19 protein-coding genes and 1 pseudogene are annotated in these 18,915 nt (G+C 59.8%); 13 read left to right on the forward strand and 7 right to left on the reverse strand.

What is annotated here, in order from left to right; genetic code table 11:
* Positions 1 to 76: 76 nt before the first annotated feature.
* Positions 77 to 2,368: a beta-glucosidase BglX gene (gene bglX, locus EGM97_RS12765; protein ID WP_238964313.1), complete on the reverse strand. Its 2,292-nt coding sequence runs from the start codon at positions 2,366 to 2,368 to the stop codon at positions 77 to 79.
* Between the two features lie 251 nt (positions 2,369 to 2,619).
* Between bglX and EGM97_RS12770 the strand changes: the two genes are divergently transcribed.
* From EGM97_RS12770 to EGM97_RS12795, 6 genes are all read left to right on the forward strand, one after another.
* Positions 2,620 to 3,228: a LemA family protein gene (locus EGM97_RS12770; protein WP_238964314.1), complete on the forward strand. Its 609-nt coding sequence runs from the start codon at positions 2,620 to 2,622 to the stop codon at positions 3,226 to 3,228.
* Positions 3,228 to 4,019, forward strand: coding sequence for a TPM domain-containing protein (locus EGM97_RS12775; protein WP_238964315.1), 792 nt, complete (start codon positions 3,228 to 3,230; stop codon positions 4,017 to 4,019). Before EGM97_RS12770 ends, EGM97_RS12775 begins: the two co-directional genes overlap by 1 nt.
* 28 nt (positions 4,020 to 4,047) lie before the next feature.
* Positions 4,048 to 4,665, forward strand: coding sequence for a TPM domain-containing protein (locus EGM97_RS12780; RefSeq protein WP_238964316.1), 618 nt, complete (start codon positions 4,048 to 4,050; stop codon positions 4,663 to 4,665).
* 119 nt (positions 4,666 to 4,784) lie between these two features.
* Positions 4,785 to 6,002 (forward strand): class I SAM-dependent methyltransferase, encoded by a 1,218-nt coding sequence (locus EGM97_RS12785; protein ID WP_238964317.1) that lies wholly within the window; start codon positions 4,785 to 4,787, stop codon positions 6,000 to 6,002.
* A 230-nt stretch (positions 6,003 to 6,232) separates the two neighbouring features.
* On the forward strand, positions 6,233 to 6,814 hold the full coding sequence (locus tag EGM97_RS12790) for a DJ-1/PfpI family protein (protein WP_238964318.1): 582 nt from the start codon (positions 6,233 to 6,235) through the stop codon (positions 6,812 to 6,814).
* Positions 6,815 to 6,898: 84 nt separating this feature from the next.
* Entirely contained in the window at positions 6,899 to 7,243 is a 345-nt protein-coding gene (locus tag EGM97_RS12795) for a YegP family protein (RefSeq protein WP_238964319.1), read from the forward strand.
* Positions 7,244 to 7,454: 211 nt separating this feature from the next.
* Here the strand turns inward: EGM97_RS12795 and EGM97_RS12800 are convergent, their stop codons facing one another.
* Entirely contained in the window at positions 7,455 to 8,474 is a 1,020-nt protein-coding gene (locus tag EGM97_RS12800; protein ID WP_238964320.1) for a DUF4917 family protein, read from the reverse strand.
* A gap of 152 nt (positions 8,475 to 8,626) precedes the next feature.
* Here EGM97_RS12800 and yiaY point away from each other — a divergent pair, with 152 nt between their 5' ends.
* On the forward strand, positions 8,627 to 9,775 hold the full coding sequence (yiaY, locus tag EGM97_RS12805; protein WP_238964321.1) for an L-threonine dehydrogenase: 1,149 nt from the start codon (positions 8,627 to 8,629) through the stop codon (positions 9,773 to 9,775).
* Here yiaY and EGM97_RS12810 read toward each other — a convergent pair.
* Together EGM97_RS12810 and EGM97_RS12815 are read right to left on the reverse strand one after the other, a co-directional pair.
* The gene (locus EGM97_RS12810; protein ID WP_238964322.1) at positions 9,772 to 10,935 is read right to left on the reverse strand and encodes an MFS transporter; all 1,164 of its coding nucleotides are present in this window, start codon (positions 10,933 to 10,935) and stop codon (positions 9,772 to 9,774) included. The genes yiaY and EGM97_RS12810 overlap by 4 nt on opposite strands.
* A gap of 12 nt (positions 10,936 to 10,947) precedes the next feature.
* On the reverse strand, positions 10,948 to 12,183 hold the full coding sequence (locus tag EGM97_RS12815) for an aminotransferase class I/II-fold pyridoxal phosphate-dependent enzyme (RefSeq protein WP_238964323.1): 1,236 nt from the start codon (positions 12,181 to 12,183) through the stop codon (positions 10,948 to 10,950).
* 374 nt (positions 12,184 to 12,557) lie between these two features.
* Here EGM97_RS12815 and EGM97_RS12820 point away from each other — a divergent pair, with 374 nt between their 5' ends.
* The 3 genes from EGM97_RS12820 (at position 12,558) to EGM97_RS12830 (ending at position 15,742) form a co-directional block, all read left to right on the forward strand.
* The gene (locus tag EGM97_RS12820; protein WP_238964324.1) at positions 12,558 to 13,907 is read left to right on the forward strand and encodes a sensor domain-containing protein; all 1,350 of its coding nucleotides are present in this window, start codon (positions 12,558 to 12,560) and stop codon (positions 13,905 to 13,907) included.
* Between the two features lie 347 nt (positions 13,908 to 14,254).
* On the forward strand, positions 14,255 to 14,758 hold the full coding sequence (locus tag EGM97_RS12825) for a DUF4142 domain-containing protein (protein ID WP_238964325.1): 504 nt from the start codon (positions 14,255 to 14,257) through the stop codon (positions 14,756 to 14,758).
* Between the two features lie 75 nt (positions 14,759 to 14,833).
* Complete coding sequence (locus EGM97_RS12830) at positions 14,834 to 15,742, forward strand: SDR family oxidoreductase (protein ID WP_238964326.1); 909 nt, start codon at positions 14,834 to 14,836, stop codon at positions 15,740 to 15,742.
* A 46-nt stretch (positions 15,743 to 15,788) separates the two neighbouring features.
* On the opposite strand, the gene EGM97_RS12835 is transcribed toward EGM97_RS12830, so the two are convergent.
* Positions 15,789 to 16,193: a low affinity iron permease family protein gene (locus EGM97_RS12835; RefSeq protein WP_238964327.1), complete on the reverse strand. Its 405-nt coding sequence runs from the start codon at positions 16,191 to 16,193 to the stop codon at positions 15,789 to 15,791.
* 174 nt (positions 16,194 to 16,367) lie between these two features.
* Here EGM97_RS12835 and EGM97_RS12840 point away from each other — a divergent pair, with 174 nt between their 5' ends.
* Complete coding sequence (locus EGM97_RS12840; RefSeq protein ID WP_238964328.1) at positions 16,368 to 16,514, forward strand: hypothetical protein; 147 nt, start codon at positions 16,368 to 16,370, stop codon at positions 16,512 to 16,514.
* Positions 16,515 to 16,661: 147 nt separating this feature from the next.
* Here the strand turns inward: EGM97_RS12840 and EGM97_RS12845 are convergent, their stop codons facing one another.
* On the reverse strand, positions 16,662 to 17,072 hold the full coding sequence (locus tag EGM97_RS12845; RefSeq protein ID WP_238964329.1) for a type II toxin-antitoxin system HicB family antitoxin: 411 nt from the start codon (positions 17,070 to 17,072) through the stop codon (positions 16,662 to 16,664).
* A gap of 40 nt (positions 17,073 to 17,112) precedes the next feature.
* Positions 17,113 to 17,289, reverse strand: a pseudogene (locus tag EGM97_RS12850) (type II toxin-antitoxin system HicA family toxin); the annotation flags it as partial.
* A gap of 558 nt (positions 17,290 to 17,847) precedes the next feature.
* Here EGM97_RS12850 and EGM97_RS12855 point away from each other — a divergent pair.
* Both EGM97_RS12855 and EGM97_RS12860 read left to right on the forward strand, forming a co-directional pair.
* A complete protein-coding gene (locus EGM97_RS12855) occupies positions 17,848 to 18,045 on the forward strand; it encodes a hypothetical protein (protein ID WP_238964330.1) in 198 nt (65 codons plus the stop codon).
* A gap of 56 nt (positions 18,046 to 18,101) precedes the next feature.
* A partial coding sequence (locus EGM97_RS12860) for a calcium-binding protein (RefSeq protein WP_477788809.1) occupies positions 18,102 to 18,915 on the forward strand: 814 nt, incomplete at its 3' end.

Genomic DNA, 18,915 nt, shown 5'->3' on the forward strand with positions numbered 1-18,915 from the left:
TCAGTCAACATCTGTGTGGATGTCAAGCCGCCTTCGCGAGCAAGCCCGCTCCCACAGGGAGTGGCGTCGCTTTGGATCAGAGCAACTCAAAGCTCTGCTGCTTCACATCCTGGGAATCCAGGCCGATCTGTACGTTGAACTTGCCCGGTTCCGCAGCGTACTTGAGCTGGGCGTTGTAGAACTTCAGGTCATCTTCCGTGATGCTGAAGTGAATGACCTTCTTCTCGCCAGCCTTGAGCATCACTTTCTGGAAGTTCTTCAGTTCCTTGACCGGGCGGATGATCGAGCCGGTCACGTCCTGGATGTACAGCTGGACCACGGTTTCGCCATCGCGCTTGCCGGTGTTCTCCACGGTCACGCTGGCGTCGAGCTTGCCGCTCTTGTTCAGCGTGGTGGACGACAGGGCCATGTCCGACAGCTCGAACTCGGTGTAGCTCAGGCCATAGCCGAACGGGTACAGCGGCCCGGTGATGTCATCGAAGTATTGCGAGGTGTAGTTGCCCGGCTTGCCCGGTGTGAACGGACGGCCAATGCTCAGATGGTTGTAGTAGGTCGGAATCTGCCCAACCGAGCGTGGGAAAGTGATCGGCAGCTTGCCCGACGGGTTGTAGTCACCGAACAGCACGTCGGCGATGGCGTTGCCGCCTTCAGTGCCGCTGAACCAGGTTTCCAGGATCGCATCGGCCTGCTGCTTCTCTTCCAGCAGCGACAGCGGACGGCCGTTCATCAGCACCAGCACCAGTGGCTTGCCGGTGGCCTTCAGCGCCTTGATCAGCTCGCGCTGGCTGGCGGGGATGGTCAGCTCGGTCCGGCTCGACGATTCATGGGACATGCCACGGGACTCGCCCACCGCAGCCACCACCACATCGGCATTCCTGGCGGCTTTCACCGCTTCGTCGATCAACACCTGGGCCGGGCGCGGATCATCCACCACTTCCGGGGCGTCGAAGTTGAGGAAGTTCAGGTAGTCGAGCACCTTCTTGTCGCCGGTGATATTGGCGCCACGGGCGTAGATGAACTTCGCATCACCGCCCAACGCACGGCTCATGCCGTCAAACAGGGTGACCGATTGCGCGGGGCGACCGGCGGCGGCCCAACTGCCCATCATGTCAATGGGGGCCTTGGCCAGCGGGCCGACCAGGGCGATCCGGGCGCTCTTTTTCAGCGGCAGGGTCTGGTTGCGGTTCTCCAACAGGACCAGGCTGCGACGTGCCACGTCACGGGCGTCGGCGCGGTGCAGGCGACTTTCGGCATAGGTGTCGGCCGGGTCGTCTTCGGCCTTGCCGATACGCAGGTACGGGTCCTTGAACAGGCCCATGTCGTACTTGGCGACGAGCACTTCGCGCACGGCATTGTCGATATCGCTCTGCTCGATCTCGCCGGACTTGAGCAGCCCCGGCAGTTCCTTGCCATAGAGCGAGTCGTTCATGCTCATGTCGATGCCGGCCTTGATCGCCAGTTTCGCTGCTTCGCGACCGTCCCGGGCGACGCCGTGCTTGATCAGCTCGAAGATGGCGCCGTGGTCGCTGACCGCCAGGCCCTTGAAACCCCATTCCTTGCGCAACAGGTCGTGCATCAGCCAGGTGTTGGCCGTGGCCGGCACCCCGTTGATGGAGTTCAAGGCAACCATCACCCCACCCGCACCGGCGTCGATGGCGGCGCGGTAGGGTGGCAGGTAGTCCTGGTACATTTTCACCGGGCTCATGTCCACGGTGTTGTAGTCCCGGCCACCTTCCACTGCGCCGTAGAGGGCGAAGTGCTTGACGCTGGCCATGATGCTGTCGGCCGCGTTGGCGCCGGCGCCCTGGAACGCCTTGACCATTACCCCGGCAATGCGCGACACCAGGTAGGTGTCTTCGCCGAAGCCTTCGGAGGTGCGGCCCCAGCGTGGGTCGCGGGAAATGTCCACCATGGGCGCGAAGGTGATGTCCAGGCTGTCGGCGGCCGCTTCCTTGGCGGCAACGCGCCCGGAGCGGTAGATGGCGTCCATGTCCCAGCTCGAAGCCAGGGCCAGGGGGATCGGGAAAATGGTGCGATGGCCGTGGATCACGTCGTAGGCGAAGAACATCGGGATCTTCAGCCGGCTGCGCATGGCCGCGTCCTGCATCGGACGGTTTTCATCGCGGGTAATGGAGTTGAATGTGCCGCCGATGTTCCCGGCGGCGATTTCCTTGCGGATCAGTTCCCGGGGCATTTCCGGGCCGATGCTGATCAGGCGCAATTGGCCGATCTTTTCCTCGAGGGTCATCTGCTTCATCAGGTTGCTGATGAAGGCGTCCTTGTTCTCTATGGGGGCTGGCAGGTTGTCGGCTAATACGGATTGACTGGCCAGACTGACAAACAGGCCCAGCAAACACAGCTTCTTCATGAATAATTTTCTCGCAAGCCTAAAGGGCGATGGTCAAAACGCGCCGGTCAGCCAAATTGTGAGGAACGGCTATTGTTGTTCGGTCAAATGCAGCACACTTTCGAGCCCTGGGGGCTGAACTAAGTTTCGCACCGCGCATCTTTTAGCCCATCGATCCGATTCGATCCAGTGCGGCGGCCGATTATGCCCCAGACACCGGTCAGATAGGTGGCCGTGTTTTTCCAATGTAAGGCAAGGGAGAGCTTCACCCGATGAATCCAAGACTGAGTTACCGCCGCGGCCTGCAGATGTTGGCCCTGATGCTGTTCACCACATTACTGGCCGGTTGCGGCATCAATAACATCCCGACCCTGGACGAACAGGCCAAGGCGGCCTGGGGCCAGGTACAGAACCAGTACCAGCGCCGTGCCGACCTGATCCCCAACCTGGTGGAGACCGTCAAGGGGTATGCCCAGCATGAGCAGGACACCCTGACAGCCGTGATCGAAGCGCGGGCCAAGGCAACCTCGATCCAAGTCGATGCCAGCACCCTGGACAATCCAGAGAAACTCAAGCAGTTCCAACAGGCCCAGGATCAGTTGACCGGTGCGTTGAGCCGCTTGATGGTGGTTTCGGAGCGATACCCGGACCTCAAGGCAAACCAGAACTTCCTGGCCCTGCAATCGCAACTCGAAGGCACCGAGAACCGTATCGCCGTGGCGCGCCGTGATTTCATCCTGGCGGTGCAGAAATACAACACCGAGATCCGAACCTTCCCGGGCCGCCTGTGGCACAGCGTGATGTACAGCGATCTGCCGATTCGCGAGACCTTCGAGGCCACCAGTCCCAACGCTGAAAAAGCCCCGGAAGTGAAGTTCTGATGAAGCCGCTACCACAGGCACTGCTCACTGCATTTGCCTGCAGCTTGAGGCTTGTCGCTCGTAGCTGCACCTGCTTGCTGTTGTTCTGCCTGTTCGCAGTCACGGCCCAGGCCGAACTGAAGTTTCCGACGCTCACGGGAAGGGTGGTGGATACCGCCCAACTGCTGGACCCGTCGGTGCGCCAGCAACTGGACGCGCAGCTCAAGGCCCATGAACAGGCCACCGGCGAACAGGTGGTGGTGGTCACGCTGGCGAACCTGCAAGGCGCCGGCATCGAAGACTTCGGTTATCAACTGGGTCGCCATTGGGGCATCGGGCAGAAGGACAAGAACAACGGCGCGCTGCTGATCGTGGCCCGGGATGACCGTAAACTGCGGATCGAAGTGGGCTACGGGCTGGAAGACCGCCTGACCGACGCCCAGAGTTCGGTGATCATCAACCAGGTGATCACGCCAGCCTTCAAGACCGGCAACTTCAACAAAGGCATCAGCGACGGCGTGGCTGCAATGCTGGTAGTGCTGGGAGGCAGTCCGCTGGATGAACCGGCTGCGGCATACAGCGGGGGTGAACAGGAGGAGGGCGATTTCGTCCAGCGTCATCCCTGGCTGTTCGTGTTGCTGGTGATGCTGTTCATCATCACCATCATGGTGGGCCAGGTGTTGGGTATCCTGCCTGCCGGAAGCGGCGGATCAAGCGGTTCCAGCGGGGGCGGCGGTTTTGGCGGCGGGGGAGGCGGCTTCAGTGGTGGCGGGGGCAGTTTCGGGGGCGGCGGTTCGTCGGGCAGCTGGTGACAATAATAATGAACAGGCACTTTTAACCATGGCATTACTGACTGAACACGAACAACGCAAGGTCGCCGAGGCCATTGCCCGGGTCGAGCGCGATACCGACGCCGAACTGGTCACGGTTCTCGCCGCACGGGCCGACGACTACGCCTACATTCCACTGCTGTGGGCCAGCCTGCTGGCCTTGGTGGTGCCTGGTGTGCTGCATTACGTCTCGGGCTGGTTGACCTTGCACAGCCTGCTGCTGGTGCAATGGGCCAGTTTCATTGTGTTGTGCCTGGTGTTTCGTATTCCGAAGGTCACCACGCACCTGATTCCCCGGTCGGTCCGCCACTGGCGCGCCTCCAACCTGGCTCGCCGGCAGTTTCTCGAACAGAACCTGCACCACACCGTGGGTAGCACGGGCATGCTGATCTTCGTTTGTGAGGCCGAGCGGTATGTGGAGATCCTGGTGGACGAGGGCATTTCCAAACGCCTCGACAATAGCAATTGGGACGCCATCGTCGCGGCATTCACCGAGCAGGTGCGCCAGGGGCAGACGTTGCAGGGCTTCGTGACGTGTATCGAAGCCTGCGGCAAGTTGCTCCAGGAACATGTCCCGGTAACCCACGAACGCAATGAGCTGCCGAATCGGTTGGTGGTGCTGGGCTAGAAAATCTCTGTAGGAGCAAGGCAAAATCTCAGGGCACAGGAAATTCCTCGTGCCCTGACATCCCATCCCCCCTAAAATACCCGCCATTCCCGATCCGCCCGCCCCGAGGCCGCTTTTCCATGTCTGTCACCGCAACGCCCGCCCGTCCCGCGCCGGATCACCACGCCCAGTTCATCGCGTTGCTGCAAGCCAGCCTGGAGCAGAACGCCTTCATCAAGCTGGTGCTGGCCAGGTACGTCGGTGACGAAGCGGACCTTCAACGGGTGATCATCAAGCAATTGACCGTCAAGGATCAGCCTTGCCTGTCCTTCGTTTACCGCTACAAAACCCGCGATATCACCAAGAATTTCCCGCTGGACGAAGGCGTGGCGACCATTGCAGGGCTGTTGCCGACATCGTTCAGGAACGCGCATCTGTTGTCGGTCACCGACGAGGCGCAACTGGAGTACAGCAAAAAGGGCAAGCCTTCGCTGTTCAAGAGCAAGCCCCAGCAGTTGCGGGAAGTGCCCTCGGTGGAACACAACCGCGAGAAAAACCGCTTCCTTGACCTGAGCCGGCCATTTCTGGCCGACCTGGGGGTGACCAACCACAAGCATGAGCTGATTCCAGCGATGTCGCGCAAATGGAAGCAGATCAACAAGTTCATCGAAGTTTTCAGCCACGCGCTGACGTCCTCGCCGCTGGCCCTGGACAAGCCGGTGCGGGTGTCGGATTTCGGCTCGGGCAAAGGCTATCTGACGTTCGCCATCCACGATTACCTGCGCAATACCCTGCAGGCCGAAGGCGTGGTGACCGGTGTCGAGCTGCGCGAGGACATGGTCCGGCTGTGTAACGAGGCTGCCGCACGGCTCGAACATCCGGGCCTGAGCTTCCAGCACGGCGACGTACGCAGTGTGGCGCCGGGCGAAGTGGATGTGATGATCGCCTTGCACGCTTGCGACATCGCCACCGACTACGCGATCCACATGGGCATTCGCTCGGGCGCTTCGATCATCATGTGCTCGCCGTGCTGCCACAAGCAGATTCGCTTGCAGATCCAGAGCCCGGCGCTGCTCAAGCCCATGCTGCAATACGGCCTGCACTTGGGCCAGCAGGCCGAAATGGTCACCGACAGCCTGCGGGCGCTGTTCCTGGAAGCCTGTGGCTACGAGACCAAGGTGTTCGAATTCATCTCCCTGGAACACACCAACAAAAACAAGATGATTCTGGCGGTCAAGCGCGCCGAGCCGATCGATCCGAGCGAGTTGCTGGCGAAAATCCAGGAGTTGAAGGCCTTCTACCACATCAGCGAACACTGCCTGGAAACGCTGTTGCGGGCTGACGGGTACCTCGCCTGACCCCAACAGTCCCATCGACTCCCTGTGCGAGCCTGCTCGCGATTGAACGATACCGTGGTGTATCTGGCATACCGTGGCGTCTGAATCGCGAGCAGGCTTGCTCCCACAGGGGGTTCATCGTGTTCATTGGCGTGCAACCCGTCAGGTAGTGACGGGTTATCGCTCATCTACCGACACACCGGACTACCTTTAATGCGTTCACCCCTCACGCATTTCAAAAGGAGCCCCCCATGGCTGCAAAGAAAATCCTCATGCTGGTCGGCGATTTCGTCGAAGACTATGAAGTGATGGTGCCGTTCCAGGCCCTGCAGATGGTCGGTCATACCGTGCATGCGGTGTGTCCGGACAAGACCTCGGGCCAGACCGTGCGCACGGCCATCCACGACTTCGAAGGCGACCAGACCTACAGTGAGAAACCGGGTCATCTTTTTGCCTTGAATCACGATTTTGCCGGCGTCGAAGCGGCTGACTACGACGCGCTGCTGATCCCAGGCGGACGTGCGCCGGAATACCTGCGCTTGAATGAAAAAGTCCTGCAACTGGTGCGAGATTTCGACCTGGCCGGCAAGCCGATCGCAGCGGTGTGCCACGGTGCGCAACTGCTGGCGGCGGCGGGTATTCTGGAAGGGCGCGAGTGCAGCGCGTATCCGGCATGTGCCCCGGAAGTTCGTCTGGCGGGCGGGACTTATATCGACATTCCAGTCACCGAAGGCCATGTGCAAGGTAACCTGGCGACCGCACCAGCCTGGCCGGCCCATCCCAACTGGCTGGCGGGTTTCCTGACCCTGTTGGGCACGGCCATCACACTGTAGGAGCCTGGCAACCCGTCTGGCGGAACAAGCGTGGCGGGTCTTTACTGTTTGGGCGGCCCATCGACCGCCCAAAGGGGAGCAATCATGTCTGGATGGTACGAAATCAGTAAAAACAGCCATGGCCAGTTTCGGTTCGTGCTCAAGGCAGCCAACGCTGAAACGATTTTGACCAGCGAGCTGTACGCCACTCGCAGCGGCGTCGACGGCGGCATCGCCTCGGTCCAGAAAAACAGCCCGCTGAGCGAACGCTATGAGCTCAAGAGCACCAAGGATGGCCATCCATATTTCAACCTCAAGGCCGCCAACCACGAGGTGATCGGCAGCAGCGAAGCCTATTCATCGGACGCCGCCCGAGACAAGGGCATTGCCAGCGTCAAGGCCAACGGGCCGAGCACGATCATCAAGGACAAGACCTTGGCCGCGCTTTGACGAGACTGTAAATGAAGGATGGGGTAATCCTGTCCCCGGACCAAACAACAATCCTGTGGCGAGGGGATTTATCCCCGCTGGGTTGCGCAGCAGCCCCAAAGCCAGACACCGCGGTGAACCAGATGAACCGCGCCAGCCGCATTACGACTGCTTCGCAGCCGAGCGGGGATAAATCCCCTCGCCACAGGCTTTTGTCTGGCTCGGCCTTTTCCTATACCTCCACCGGCACCGACAGCTTCGGATCCCCCAGCGGGTGGCTCTTGGCGTCGAAGAACCGCAATTCGATCTGCAACCCCTGGAACAGTTTGGCGTAGTGCCGCTTCTGGTGCTGGATGAACGCCTGGCTGCGGGGATAGATCGAAATTGCCAGGGTTCCGGGGTTCGCCTGGCGCAGGGCCTGGACGATGTGCCGGTCCTGCTCGCCCAGGGCATGGCCGAACAGGCACAGGTTATCGCCGTGGTGCAGCAACTGGTCATAGCAGAACGACAGGTAGTCGGAACTGCGGATGGTCTTGAGCTTGTCCTCGGTCGGGCCTTCATTGACGAACAGCGGCACGTCGTCGAGGGTCTTGAGGGTGTTGTTGATGGCGAAATTACCCAGCAGCGTGCCCTCGGTGGAGGTGAGCTTGCGGGCCGTGCCGTCCTGGTTGCGCACCAGATGCAGGCCGCCGTGCAGGTACAGCAGGCGCGGTTGGTCCGTGGCCACCTGGCTCAGGTCAAAACCCTGGTCGGCGCCGCGGAACAGGTCGGTCACCGTGTCGGGCGCGTGCTGGATCGCCCAATAATTGAGCAGGTCGTAGTTGGTGGTGAACACCGTGTGGTAGCGCGCCAGCTCCTGGTTGAGTTTCGCCAAGGTCGACGGTTGCACCAGGCGCCAGGGAATGTGGACAGCATGTACGGTGTTGATCAGGGCTTCCTTGATCGCATAGTAGCGATTGCGCGGCGCGGCAGAACTGACCGCCAGGGCCTTGTTGATCCGGCTGGTGGTTTTCAACGCGCCGAGCACCTGCTCGAAACTGCGGGTCTGCATCGCGTCGAACACGCTCAGCTCCGAGGGGCTCAAGGGTTTTTCTTCGACGGTGCTGGCATTTTCGAAGAGCGAGTCATAGCCGAAATCATCCCACACGGCGCGGCTGGCACCATTGCCCACCAACAGGCCGCTGAAGACGGTGTCGGCGCGCAAGGCCTCCCAATCTTCGAGCCGGGCGTCAAATTCCTGGAAGTCGGTCATCGCAAAGTCATCTCAAAAGAACGTGGCAAAGGCAGGACGCGACTTTATCACGACAGACTCTTGAGCCAGATCAAGGACCGCCGTGACTGCTCGGTCAATCCTGTAGTTCCCGCCGATCCGGCCAACCCGGCCTTCAACAGGAGCGTGTTCCGATGAGCAGCACTTTCTTCATTCCAGCGGTAAATATCATGGGGCTGGGTTGCCTCGACGAGGCCATGGTCGCGATCCGCAATTACGGCTTTCGCAAGGCACTGATCGTCACCGATGCCGGACTGGCCAAGGCCGGCGTCGCCGACAAGGTGGCTGGGCTATTGGCTATCCAGGATGTCGACTCGGTGATTTTCGACGGCGCCAAACCCAACCCGAGCATTGCCAACGTCGAGCATGGGTTGGGGCTGCTGAAGGAAAGCCAGTGCGATTTCGTTGTCTCGCTCGGCGGCGGTTCGCCCCACGACTGCGCCAAGGGCATCGCCTTGTGTGCCACCAACGGCGGCCAGATCCGTGACTACGAAGGCGTCGACCGGTCGATCAAGCCGCAATTGCCGCTGATTGCCATCAACACCACCGCAGGCACCGCCAGCGAGATGACCCGCTTTTGCATCATCACCGACGAAGCACGTCATGTGAAAATGGCGATTGTCGACCGTAACGTGACGCCACTGATGTCGGTCAATGACCCTGCGTTGATGGCGGCGATGCCCAAGGGGCTGACCGCGGCCACGGGCATGGACGCGCTGACCCACGCGGTCGAGGCTTATGTCTCCACCGCCGCCAACCCGATCACCGATGCCTGCGCCCTGAAAGCCGTCACCCTGATCAGCAACAACCTGCGTCTGGCCGTGCGTGATGGCAATGATCTGGCGGCACGGGAAAACATGGCCTACGCACAGTTCCTTGCAGGGATGGCCTTCAACAATGCTTCACTGGGTTTCGTGCATGCCATGGCCCACCAACTGGGGGGCTTCTATGATCTGCCCCACGGTGTGTGCAACGCAGTCCTGTTGCCTCACGTACAGAGTTTCAACGCCTCGGTGTGCGCCGATCGCCTGGCTGATGTGGGGCGTGCGATGGGTGTCGACTCGCTCGGCGGCAGTGCGGAGGAGGGCGCCCAGGCCGCCATCGCGGCGATCCGGAACCTCGCCCGGGACGTGGACATTCCCGCCGGCCTGCGCGAGTTGGGTGTGCGTCTGAACGACGTGCCGGTGCTGGCCGCCAACGCATTGAAGGACGCCTGTGGGCTGACCAACCCACGGGCAGCGGATCAGCGGCAGATCGAAGAGATCTTCCGCTCGGCGTTCTAAATGGGCCGAGGCGGCAGGCTGCGCATGCACAGCAGTGCCGCCATCGCCAGAAACGTGCACAAGGTCGCCAGCGGCCAGGCTTGTTGACTCAACAACAGACTGGCCATGGCGCCGATCACCGATGCCATCAACTGATGCAGAAATCCGCTCAATGCCATGGCATAGGCGCCCGGTACTGGCGAACCATCATTGGCCAGGGACAGGCTGATGGGGTAATTGAGTGACTGGCCCAGTACAGCAAAGCAGTACGGTAGCCAGAAGAGCAACGCAACGCTGCTCAGGGTGAGGCTGCTTCCCAGCATGGTCACGCTGCCGCCCAACACCAGGGCAATGCCCCAGCCCATCAGTCGTCGCTGGCCGATGCGCAGTACACAGGCATTGACCATCAGTGCACCCAACAGATAGGCCGCGCTGATGGGCCAGCCCAGCAGGCCGTACTCGATTGCCGACCAGTGAAAGCTGTCACGCAGGATCAACGGCGCGGCGGTATTGAAGGCAATGATCACACCGTAACCCAGCCCACCCGCCAGGGCCGGCAGGAGAAAGCTACGGTGTTTCAAAATCTGTCCATACGCCCGCCATGCCGATTGATCGTTTTGCGCTTCCGTCAACGTCGGGAACACGGCTCGGGATACGGCGGCCGCCATCGCCAGGCTGACCATGCCCAGCCCGTAGAAGATTGCCTCCCAGCCGAAAGCGGCCTGGATCAGCGAGCCCAGGTATTGCCCGATACCGAGGGCAATCACAAAGGCGATCGAGATCCAGGACAAGGCCTTGGCCAGCAGGTCGCCGCTGAAGCTGTCACGGATCAATACCCGCGCCATCACCGAGATGCCGCTGGCACCGATGCCCTGGATCAACCTGAATGCCAGGAACGCTTCCGCTGTCGTGCCCAGGGGCAAGGCCAGGTTGCCCAGGCCGTACAACCCCAATGCCGCCAGTAAGACCGGCTTGCGACCCAGCGTCTGACTCAGGCTGCCCCACGCCAGCATGGGCAGCGCCATGCCGATCAGGTACAGCGACAACCCCCAGGAAACCCGGGAGGCGTCGGCCCCAAGGTCTTTGGCGATGTCAGGCAAGGCCGGCAAGTAGATGCTCATGCCCAGTTGGGCCAGGAACACGGTGGTACACGTGACAATCAGGGTTGTACGGTTGTTCATCGAGCGCTCGTTTCAGGGGCGTATCTCACGCCCGTGGGCTTGCAGCAGCCCGGTAATCAGTTCACAGAACGAGCGGATCACGTTCGGTTCCATGTCGGCTCGCAGAGTAATGCGGATTGCGGCCTTGTTTTGCGGCACCACGGGGAAAAAGACCGCCGAGGTGAAATACCCCCGCTCGGCCAGTTCCACGGCCAGTCGGTTGGCCAGCGTCGCCTCACCACAAGGCACCAGACGAATCGCCATGGGGTTGCCGTGCTGTTCGGTACGGATGAGGCTGTCGAAAAAGCGGATATTAGCCTGCAATCGTTCCTGCAAGGAGCCCAATTCTCGACTGCGATGCAGGCGGATCGAGGCCATGCCGGCGCCAATCGCCGCTGCGTTCAGGCTTTGGGACCAGTTGCTCGGCCCACCATAGCGTTGCACCAGCGCTTTGTGCCGTTCGCTGCCGAACATCGCCAGCCCACCACTGGCCCCGAATGATTTGGCGAGGGAGGCGACGATCAAGGTACGTTCGTCCACCGCAGGCAGGCGCGGACGGACCAGGCCCGCACCGCAGGCGCCCACGGTAGACAGTGCGTGGGAATCGTCCAGGTACAGAAACAGACCATAACGCTGCTTGAGGTACAGCAGACTGTCCAGATCCGCCACTCCACCCATGCTGTACGCACCGTCGGTGACATACGCCACGTTGCGCTGGCGTTTGCACAGGTCCTCGATGAAATCCATGTCGTTGTGCGGGCAGGTGATGACCTGGGTTTCATCGGCACAGGCGGTCTTGAAGTGATTCATCGAGTAATGGGCGTGCTTGTCGAACACCATGACGGGCGGGCGGTCGTCGGTGAGTGCGCCGCTGGCCAGCAGTGGCAGGATCCCGGCACTTGCCGCGCTGCACGACAAGGCGCTCAGGCAACTGGCGCCAAACAACTCGGACAGTTGAGTTTCGTATTGGGCCAGGATCGCCAGTTTGCAGCGATTTTTCGAATTGGCGACCCGCAGGGTGCCGGTCTCCCATAAGGCGGTCATGGCGCCGTCGAGCAGCGCGGGGTGGTAGTCCAGACCCAGGTAAGACGTTGTGCAGAAATGGTGGAAGGTGCGTCCATATTGGTCGACCAGGACGTTGGGGGTCTTGACCTCGACATTGAGCCCCGAGATTTTGCCGACTTCGGCGCTCTGCCAGTCCTGATCGGCCAGGGAGATGACCTTGCGATAGTTGGTGAAGCGATGGGTCGGTTGCGCGATCTGGTTCATAGTGCGATTACATTCCTTGGTTGAAGGTGCTGTCCGTGGGGTGTTTCATTTTCTGTGTGTTTCCGGACTTTACAGATCAACGCGCAGGGCTTTGAATCAGCGGTTTCCGGCGTCTTTGAGAGCTGCCGGAGAGTTCCGTGTAGGACCTTGCCTAGGAACGCGGATGGGGAATCCCTTTGACGAGTCGGAGCTTGGAGATGCCCAGTCATTGCTCCCGGGCTCGCTGAGTTTCGCTTAAAGAAGGGTGTGCCAGATGGCACATGGCAATCATTTTTCCTGACGGTTCGAGCGGCTGCGCTATCCTCTTCGTATGATGGACGTGCGTCGAATGTCCAATACGTTCACGGCTGCATTCTCCAGATGGCTCCCAGCTCATGGATACTCGAAATTCCGCGCCGCTGGCCAGTTACATCGATCTTCTGCTGGACGCTGTATGCGCCGTCGACCGGGAGGGGCGGTTCGTGTTCGTCAGTGCCGCTTGTGAGCGTATTTTGGGCTACACCCCGCAAGAGTTGGTCGGCCGGCCGATGATCGAGCTGGTACACCCCGGCGACCGCCAGCGGACCCTCGAGGCGGCACGGGAAATCATGGGCGGTGACCCCAAGCTCAACTTCGAAAACCGTTACCTGCACAAGGACGGTCGGGTGGTGCATATCCTCTGGTCGGCGCGCTGGTCCGAGGTGGACCAACTGCGGATTGCCGTGGCGCGGGACATCACCGAACGCAAGCACGCCGAATCCCGGCAGGCGGCGCTGTATGCCATTTCCGAAGCGGCCCATGCCGCAGCCGATCTGCTGGCGCTGTTCAAGCGTGTCCACTTGATCATTGGCGAGTGGCTGCCGGCGCTGAATTTTTCGGTGGCGCTGTACGACGAACAATGTGCGCAGTTGAATTTCGCTTATCACGTCGATGACCGCGAGCGGCAGCCCGAATTGCCGGGCACGGTGACTGGGCGTTTGTGCAACGAAGTGATTCGCAGCGGCCAGCCGATCCTGCTGACACCCGGTTGCAGTCAACTGCCGCCCGGTTTTTGTGATTTGGTGGCGCAGCCTGGCGCGCCATGCTGGTTGGGCGTACCGCTGAATTCCCAGAACGGCACGATTGGCGCCTTGATCGTCAAGAGTGCCCGGGATGACGAGCGCTACACCGAGCAGGACAAGGAGTTGCTGCAATATGTCTGCGCCCAGATCAGCGTGGCCATCGAGCGTCAGCAAATGCATGCCCGGCTGCAGCGCATGGCGCAGTACGACCAACTGACCCAGGTGCCTAACCGCGAACTGTTGCGTGAGCGATTCAAGGCAGCACTGGCCAATGCCCGCGTGACTTCAGGGCGCATGGCTCTGCTGTATATCGATCTCGACCGCTTCAAGCAGGTCAATGACACCTACGGCCACGGCATCGGTGACATGTTGCTGCAAGCGGTCGCCAGTCGGCTGCAGGGCTGTGTACGTGACAGCGACACAGTGGCTCGCATCGGTGGCGATGAGTTCGTGGTGCTTCTCCATAGCATCCAGGCGTTGGAAGATGCTTACGGTGTGCAGGAAAAAATCCATCATGCACTGTCCCTGCCGTTGCGTCTGGACGGGCACTGCCTGAGTATCGGGCCGAGCATCGGCGTGGCCTGTTTTCCCGATCATGGCACCGAGGATGTGGCGTTGTTTCGCCATGCCGACGAGGCGATGTACAGCGCCAAACGCCACAATCACAAGGCGTTCGGTATCTGATCCGACGCCACCGTTCGTCGTGGCGTGCGCCGTTTCTTAAAACCTTTCCTCCCTCGGTCCTTTCGAATGTCAGGCGGGCCCTGCTCGCCAATGTCCATGAACCTGGAGGGCCAGAGCATGCCTGGTTCAAGAAGCAATTACCCGGGAAACATCGCCCACGATCGAACGAAGGTGTCTGAATCGGGTCGCAAAAGTGGGAGAACCACCACCTTGAGTGTCGACAGGCACCCGGTGAAAGTCGAAATCGGCCGCAGACCGGGTCTGACATCTCGCTGATTGTCACCGGTGGTTCTGATTCAAAGGCAGGCAAAACCTGCCGGAACCTTTATTACGAGGAGGGCGCGACCATGAGCCGGACGGCCACCTTTTTACGCACCAGCAGCCTTGTCGTGTTCATGGGCCTGGGTGCCAACAGTGCCTGGGCCCAATCGCCGACCGAATTCATCAATGATGCTTCCGCCAAAGGCATGGCCGATATCGAGGCCAGCCGCATGGCCCACGGGAAAGCCGAGTCCAGGGAGGTCAAGGATTACACCATTATGGTGATCAACGACCGTACCACCGCCAATCAGCATCTGGCCAAGATTGCGAAAAAACTCGATCTGCCCGTCGAGCCCAGGGAGGAAGTGGCAGAGAAGGCCAAGGCCTTGATACCGCAGGTACAGGAAGGCGAGTCGTTCGAAGCGGCTTATGCCGCCAGTCAGGTCAAGGCCACCGAGGAAGCCATCGCGCAGATCCAGCAAGAGGCCCAGACCACGCAAGTGCCGGAAATCAAGGCATTCGCCGATGAAACCCTGCCTAAATTGCAGACCCACCTCGAAATGGCCAGGGCGTTGCAGGCCAGCCGCTGATCTTGCGCACGTTTATCATCCAAGGCCGGGGCGCTCACGTCCCGGTTCATCTTGCCCGCTGAAAGGAGACGCTCGATGTCCACACGCCGAGAACCCAATCAATACAAGATGCAGAACCCGCTGACCCAATACCCCAAGCCCCCGTTTCCCGACCAGCCGCAGTCACCGCCCGGCATCGATCAGGAGATGGTGCCAAAGCCCGATCACGGTGAAAAAAGTTACCAAGGTTTCGGCCGCCTGGAAGGGCGCAAGGCCCTGGTCTCCGGTGGAGATTCCGGAATCGGTCGTGCCGCGGCCATTGCATTTGCCCGGGAAGGCGCCGATGTGGCGATTAACTACTTGCCCAGCGAAGAGCGCGATGCGCGGCAAGTCGTCGAGCTGATCGAAGCCGAAGGCCGCAGGGCGGTCGCGATTCCCGGCGATCTCAAGGACGAAGCGTTTTGCGTCCAGTTGATCAAGAGCGCCCATGAGCAATTGGGCGGCCTGGATATCCTGACGAACGTCGCTGGCAAACAGGAAGCGCAGAAAGACATCGCCGACATCACGACCGCGCAGTTCGACGACACCATGAAGACCAACATCTATGCAATGTTCTGGCTCTGCAAAGCGGCGATACCGCTGATGCCGGCAGGGGCGACGATCATCAACACAGCGTCCATCCAGTCTTATGATCCCTCTGCGACGTTGTTGGACTATGCCACCACCAAAGCGGCCATCGTTGCGTTCACCAAGGCGTTGGCGGGCCAGGTTATCAGCAAGGGCATCCGGGTCAACGCTGTGGCCCCCGGTCCGATCTGGACCGTATTGCAGCCCAGTGGCGGACAACCCCAGGAAAAAATTCCCACCTTCGGCTCCCAGGTGCCGATGAAGCGGCCCGGCCAACCAGCCGAATGCGCACCGCTCTACGTGCTGCTGGCATCCCAGGAGTCGAGCTACATCACCGGGGAAGTGTTTGGCGTGACGGGGGGAAATCCGCTGCCCTGACGCACAGCCGGGAAGCGCGAGTGGCGCTGCGCCACCGCGCATTTCCTTAACATTGGTTCAGGTCGATCTTGGTTTTTTTGTCCAGGCCTTCGAGCGATTTGGCTTCGTCCTGGCCCATGGCCTGGTAATGCTTGCGCAGCGCCTCCAATTGCTTGAGGTCCAGCGCCTCGAGTCCGAGCATCGCGTTTTGCGCTTCCTTGGTGGCGCGCAGCAGTTCGTCGACCTTCAGGTGGAGAATATCCGTGTCGCGGTTCTGCGTGTTCTGAATCAGGAACACCATCAAAAACGTGATAATCGTCGTTGAAGTGTTGATGATCAGTTGCCACGTATCGTTGAACTTGAAAAAAGGCCCACTGCAAGCCCAGAGGGCCAACAACACGAGAGCTCCCAGAAAAGTCTTCGGGCTCCCCGCCCAGAGGGACAGTTTTTGAGCGATTTTTGCGAAGGTCATTGCTGTGTTCCTTTTGGGATGCACCTGTGTGGTGTGACAGCAACGCAACGGCGAAAATTCTACTTACATTTCCCTGATCGTTTACCGCCAACGTTCATCAGTCCAGTCTGAGACCGGCGCAACCATTTGCCGCAGCCATGGGTCACTGCTTAAAGCCATCCGCAGGAGCACACCATGAACCTCATCCGAACCCTTTGCCTCGCCTGTTGCCTGTTTGTCTTGCAGGGCTGCTTCGACAAATCGGACAACGAAACCAAGGACAACACCGACGGCACCAAGTCTTCGGTGCAGATGCAGGAGTCCGACGGGCAGAAGAAATAGGCCAAAAACACGTAAATAAACCTGCGGGAGCGAGCCTGCTCGCGATAGCGTCGGGTCAGCAAACATTGAAGTTGCCTGACACTCAGCCATCGCGAGCAGACTCGCTCCCACATGGGCTCCCCATTGGTCACGTTATGTCCGTTTGCATCACCGTCCCTGCTGCAACACCTTGAGTGCTGCCGACGCCAGGAACCCGGAGCGGCTCTTCTCCTCGGGATGATGCAACACATATTCATCAATACGATTGAGCAGGTAGCCGGGTAGGGTGATATTGAGTTTCTGCGCCTTGCCCAGGTATTTGGTCACATCAATGTCCACCAGCGCCCAGGTGCAGCCCGCGTATTGCGGATTGGCCGCATGCAAGGTGACTTTGCTGGCCGGCGGAATCGGCGAACCGTCTTCGGCCAGGATCTCGAAGTGCCCTTCGATGGCCTCGCGGGCCATAGCCATGGCATCGTCCAGGTCATCGCCAGCAGAAAAACAGCCGGGAATATCCGGCACTTCAACACTCCAGGCGTGTTGTTCATCACCCATGGAAATCGCAATCGGGTACAGCATATTCATTGTCCTCCGCGGACGCTGGGCAACGGGCGGTCTGGAGCAGGGCCTGTTGCAGGATACTGATGGCCGTTTTCTTGAGCAGGTCCTTCTTGGGATGAGGAACCGTGACCAGTCCCGGTTTGGTGGGGTGCTTGAAATGATGGTGGCTACCCTGAACCCGTACCAGGTACCAACCGTCCGAGACGAGCTGGCCTATCAAAAATCGGCTATTCACAACACCTCCTTGTGGTGTGCTTGGTGGGTACTATACCTACTGAAAATTAATGATCAACACTATAACCACCCGGACGAAGGGTATCGGCAGGTGAATGCGGTGCGATGAAGTCTAGAAGCCGCGGCGTACAGGGGGAGGCGAGGGAGGGATGAGTTTATTTCGGAATGTATGAAGCCGAACGGATCGGTTAACGGGACCAAGGACAACGCCGATGGCGGCATGTCTTCCGTGCAGATTCCTGTGAGTGAGCTCAGGCCTCGCAACGTCTTGCAATAGCCTTCAGCATGCGACGGCGAGTGAGGCCGCTAACGGGGCGAATCAGGTACCAATATGGAGTAAAAGTGCGCAGAGCGCTGACGTCGAGACAATGCACTCGCATCTGTGTAGTGACCCTTGTCACGCCAGGTCGCACTAACCGGCATATGACGTCAGCAGCACGCTACGTTCCTTGGACATCATACCTCTTGTGTAAAGAGATATTATCGTGCTATCACGCACGTACGCTCGATGCCCAATTAACATCCCGACAGGGAGAGGGGCCAAGGATGGAAGCTCAGCATGGATCGGCTGTACCAACACGCAACTACTCACACAAAAAATCAAACCCATTCCGATTTTTTCCAATCGGGCAGTTTTGGCGTGTCTGAAAAATTAATAAATGACACTTCAAATGCCCATTTTTCAAGCGAACTTTCCGCTCAAGCTTCACTGGCCACAGCCGAAAGAAGTCGCCGAGTTCTTGCTTCAATTTTGTAAACAAACACTGATTTTATAAGACCTCCTCCACCATCCTTAGAGCAAGGAAGAAGAAAATGGCAGTTATTAATGGAACAGCCGGTGCAGATACACTCATTGGCACCACAGGGGATGATGAGATCTACGCCCTGGGCGGCAACGACGTGATCAAGAGCACTGCCGGCGCGGATAAGATTGATGGTGGAGCGGGTACCGATACAGTTGATTATTCGGCGTCTACCGAAGGTATCAGTATAGATTTGCGCCAGGGAACTGGGCTTGTTGGTCAAGGTGGCGACGCCGAGGGGGATATTCTCACTGGGGTCGAAACTGTCATAGGCTCGGCCTTCAACGACGTGCTCTCCGTGGGTCCGTACACCACGGCCGTAGGGATACGGCTGGAAGGGGGAGCAGGCGACGACATTTACAATATCAACGTGGGGCAGACCGTCACCATTACCGAACAGGCCGGTGGCGGCAACGATGAGGTCCGTGTGTCGGTGGTCAATCCCAACAGCACCGTCCTGGCTGCCAATATCGAGCGTTTGACCTTTATCGGCACGGGCGCATACACCGGTTACGGCAACGACCTCGACAACGTCATTACCGGCGGTTCGGGTAACGACACGCTGTACGGTGGCGCGGGAGCGGATCAGTTCATCGGCGGTGCCGGCTATGACGTGGCGGGGTATCTCGACAGCAAGGAAGCGGTGACCATCAACCTCAAGACCGGTGTGCATACCGGGATCGCGGCAGGTGATACCTACACCGATATCGAAACGGTCAGAGGCTCGAATTTCAACGACACGTTCATTGGTGATGGTAGCGGTATGGATTTCGATGGCGGTGTCGGAATCGATACCGTCGACTACTCGGGCTCGACTGCCGGGG

This window comes from Pseudomonas sp. AF32 (assembly GCF_022342325.2).
GTDB classification, from domain to species: Bacteria; Pseudomonadota; Gammaproteobacteria; order Pseudomonadales; family Pseudomonadaceae; genus Aquipseudomonas; species Aquipseudomonas uvaldensis.

Bases quoted from the DNA above. Each gene is read 5' to 3' on its own strand.
- bglX (WP_238964313.1), bottom strand. From the start codon at position 2,368: ATGAAGAAGCTGTGTTTGCTGGGCCTGTTTGTCAGTCTGGCCAGTCAA.
- EGM97_RS12770 (WP_238964314.1), top strand. From the start codon at position 2,620: ATGAATCCAAGACTGAGTTACCGCCGCGGCCTGCAGATGTTGGCCCTG.
- EGM97_RS12775 (WP_238964315.1), top strand. From the start codon at position 3,228: ATGAAGCCGCTACCACAGGCACTGCTCACTGCATTTGCCTGCAGCTTG.
- EGM97_RS12780 (WP_238964316.1), top strand. From the start codon at position 4,048: ATGGCATTACTGACTGAACACGAACAACGCAAGGTCGCCGAGGCCATT.
- EGM97_RS12785 (WP_238964317.1), top strand. From the start codon at position 4,785: ATGTCTGTCACCGCAACGCCCGCCCGTCCCGCGCCGGATCACCACGCC.
- EGM97_RS12790 (WP_238964318.1), top strand. From the start codon at position 6,233: ATGGCTGCAAAGAAAATCCTCATGCTGGTCGGCGATTTCGTCGAAGAC.
- EGM97_RS12795 (WP_238964319.1), top strand. From the start codon at position 6,899: ATGTCTGGATGGTACGAAATCAGTAAAAACAGCCATGGCCAGTTTCGG.
- EGM97_RS12800 (WP_238964320.1), bottom strand. From the start codon at position 8,474: ATGACCGACTTCCAGGAATTTGACGCCCGGCTCGAAGATTGGGAGGCC.
- yiaY (WP_238964321.1), top strand. From the start codon at position 8,627: ATGAGCAGCACTTTCTTCATTCCAGCGGTAAATATCATGGGGCTGGGT.
- EGM97_RS12810 (WP_238964322.1), bottom strand. From the start codon at position 10,935: ATGAACAACCGTACAACCCTGATTGTCACGTGTACCACCGTGTTCCTG.
- EGM97_RS12815 (WP_238964323.1), bottom strand. From the start codon at position 12,183: ATGAACCAGATCGCGCAACCGACCCATCGCTTCACCAACTATCGCAAG.
- EGM97_RS12820 (WP_238964324.1), top strand. From the start codon at position 12,558: ATGGATACTCGAAATTCCGCGCCGCTGGCCAGTTACATCGATCTTCTG.
- EGM97_RS12825 (WP_238964325.1), top strand. From the start codon at position 14,255: ATGAGCCGGACGGCCACCTTTTTACGCACCAGCAGCCTTGTCGTGTTC.
- EGM97_RS12830 (WP_238964326.1), top strand. From the start codon at position 14,834: ATGTCCACACGCCGAGAACCCAATCAATACAAGATGCAGAACCCGCTG.
- EGM97_RS12835 (WP_238964327.1), bottom strand. From the start codon at position 16,193: ATGACCTTCGCAAAAATCGCTCAAAAACTGTCCCTCTGGGCGGGGAGC.
- EGM97_RS12840 (WP_238964328.1), top strand. From the start codon at position 16,368: ATGAACCTCATCCGAACCCTTTGCCTCGCCTGTTGCCTGTTTGTCTTG.
- EGM97_RS12845 (WP_238964329.1), bottom strand. From the start codon at position 17,072: ATGCTGTACCCGATTGCGATTTCCATGGGTGATGAACAACACGCCTGG.
- EGM97_RS12855 (WP_238964330.1), top strand. From the start codon at position 17,848: ATGGATCGGCTGTACCAACACGCAACTACTCACACAAAAAATCAAACC.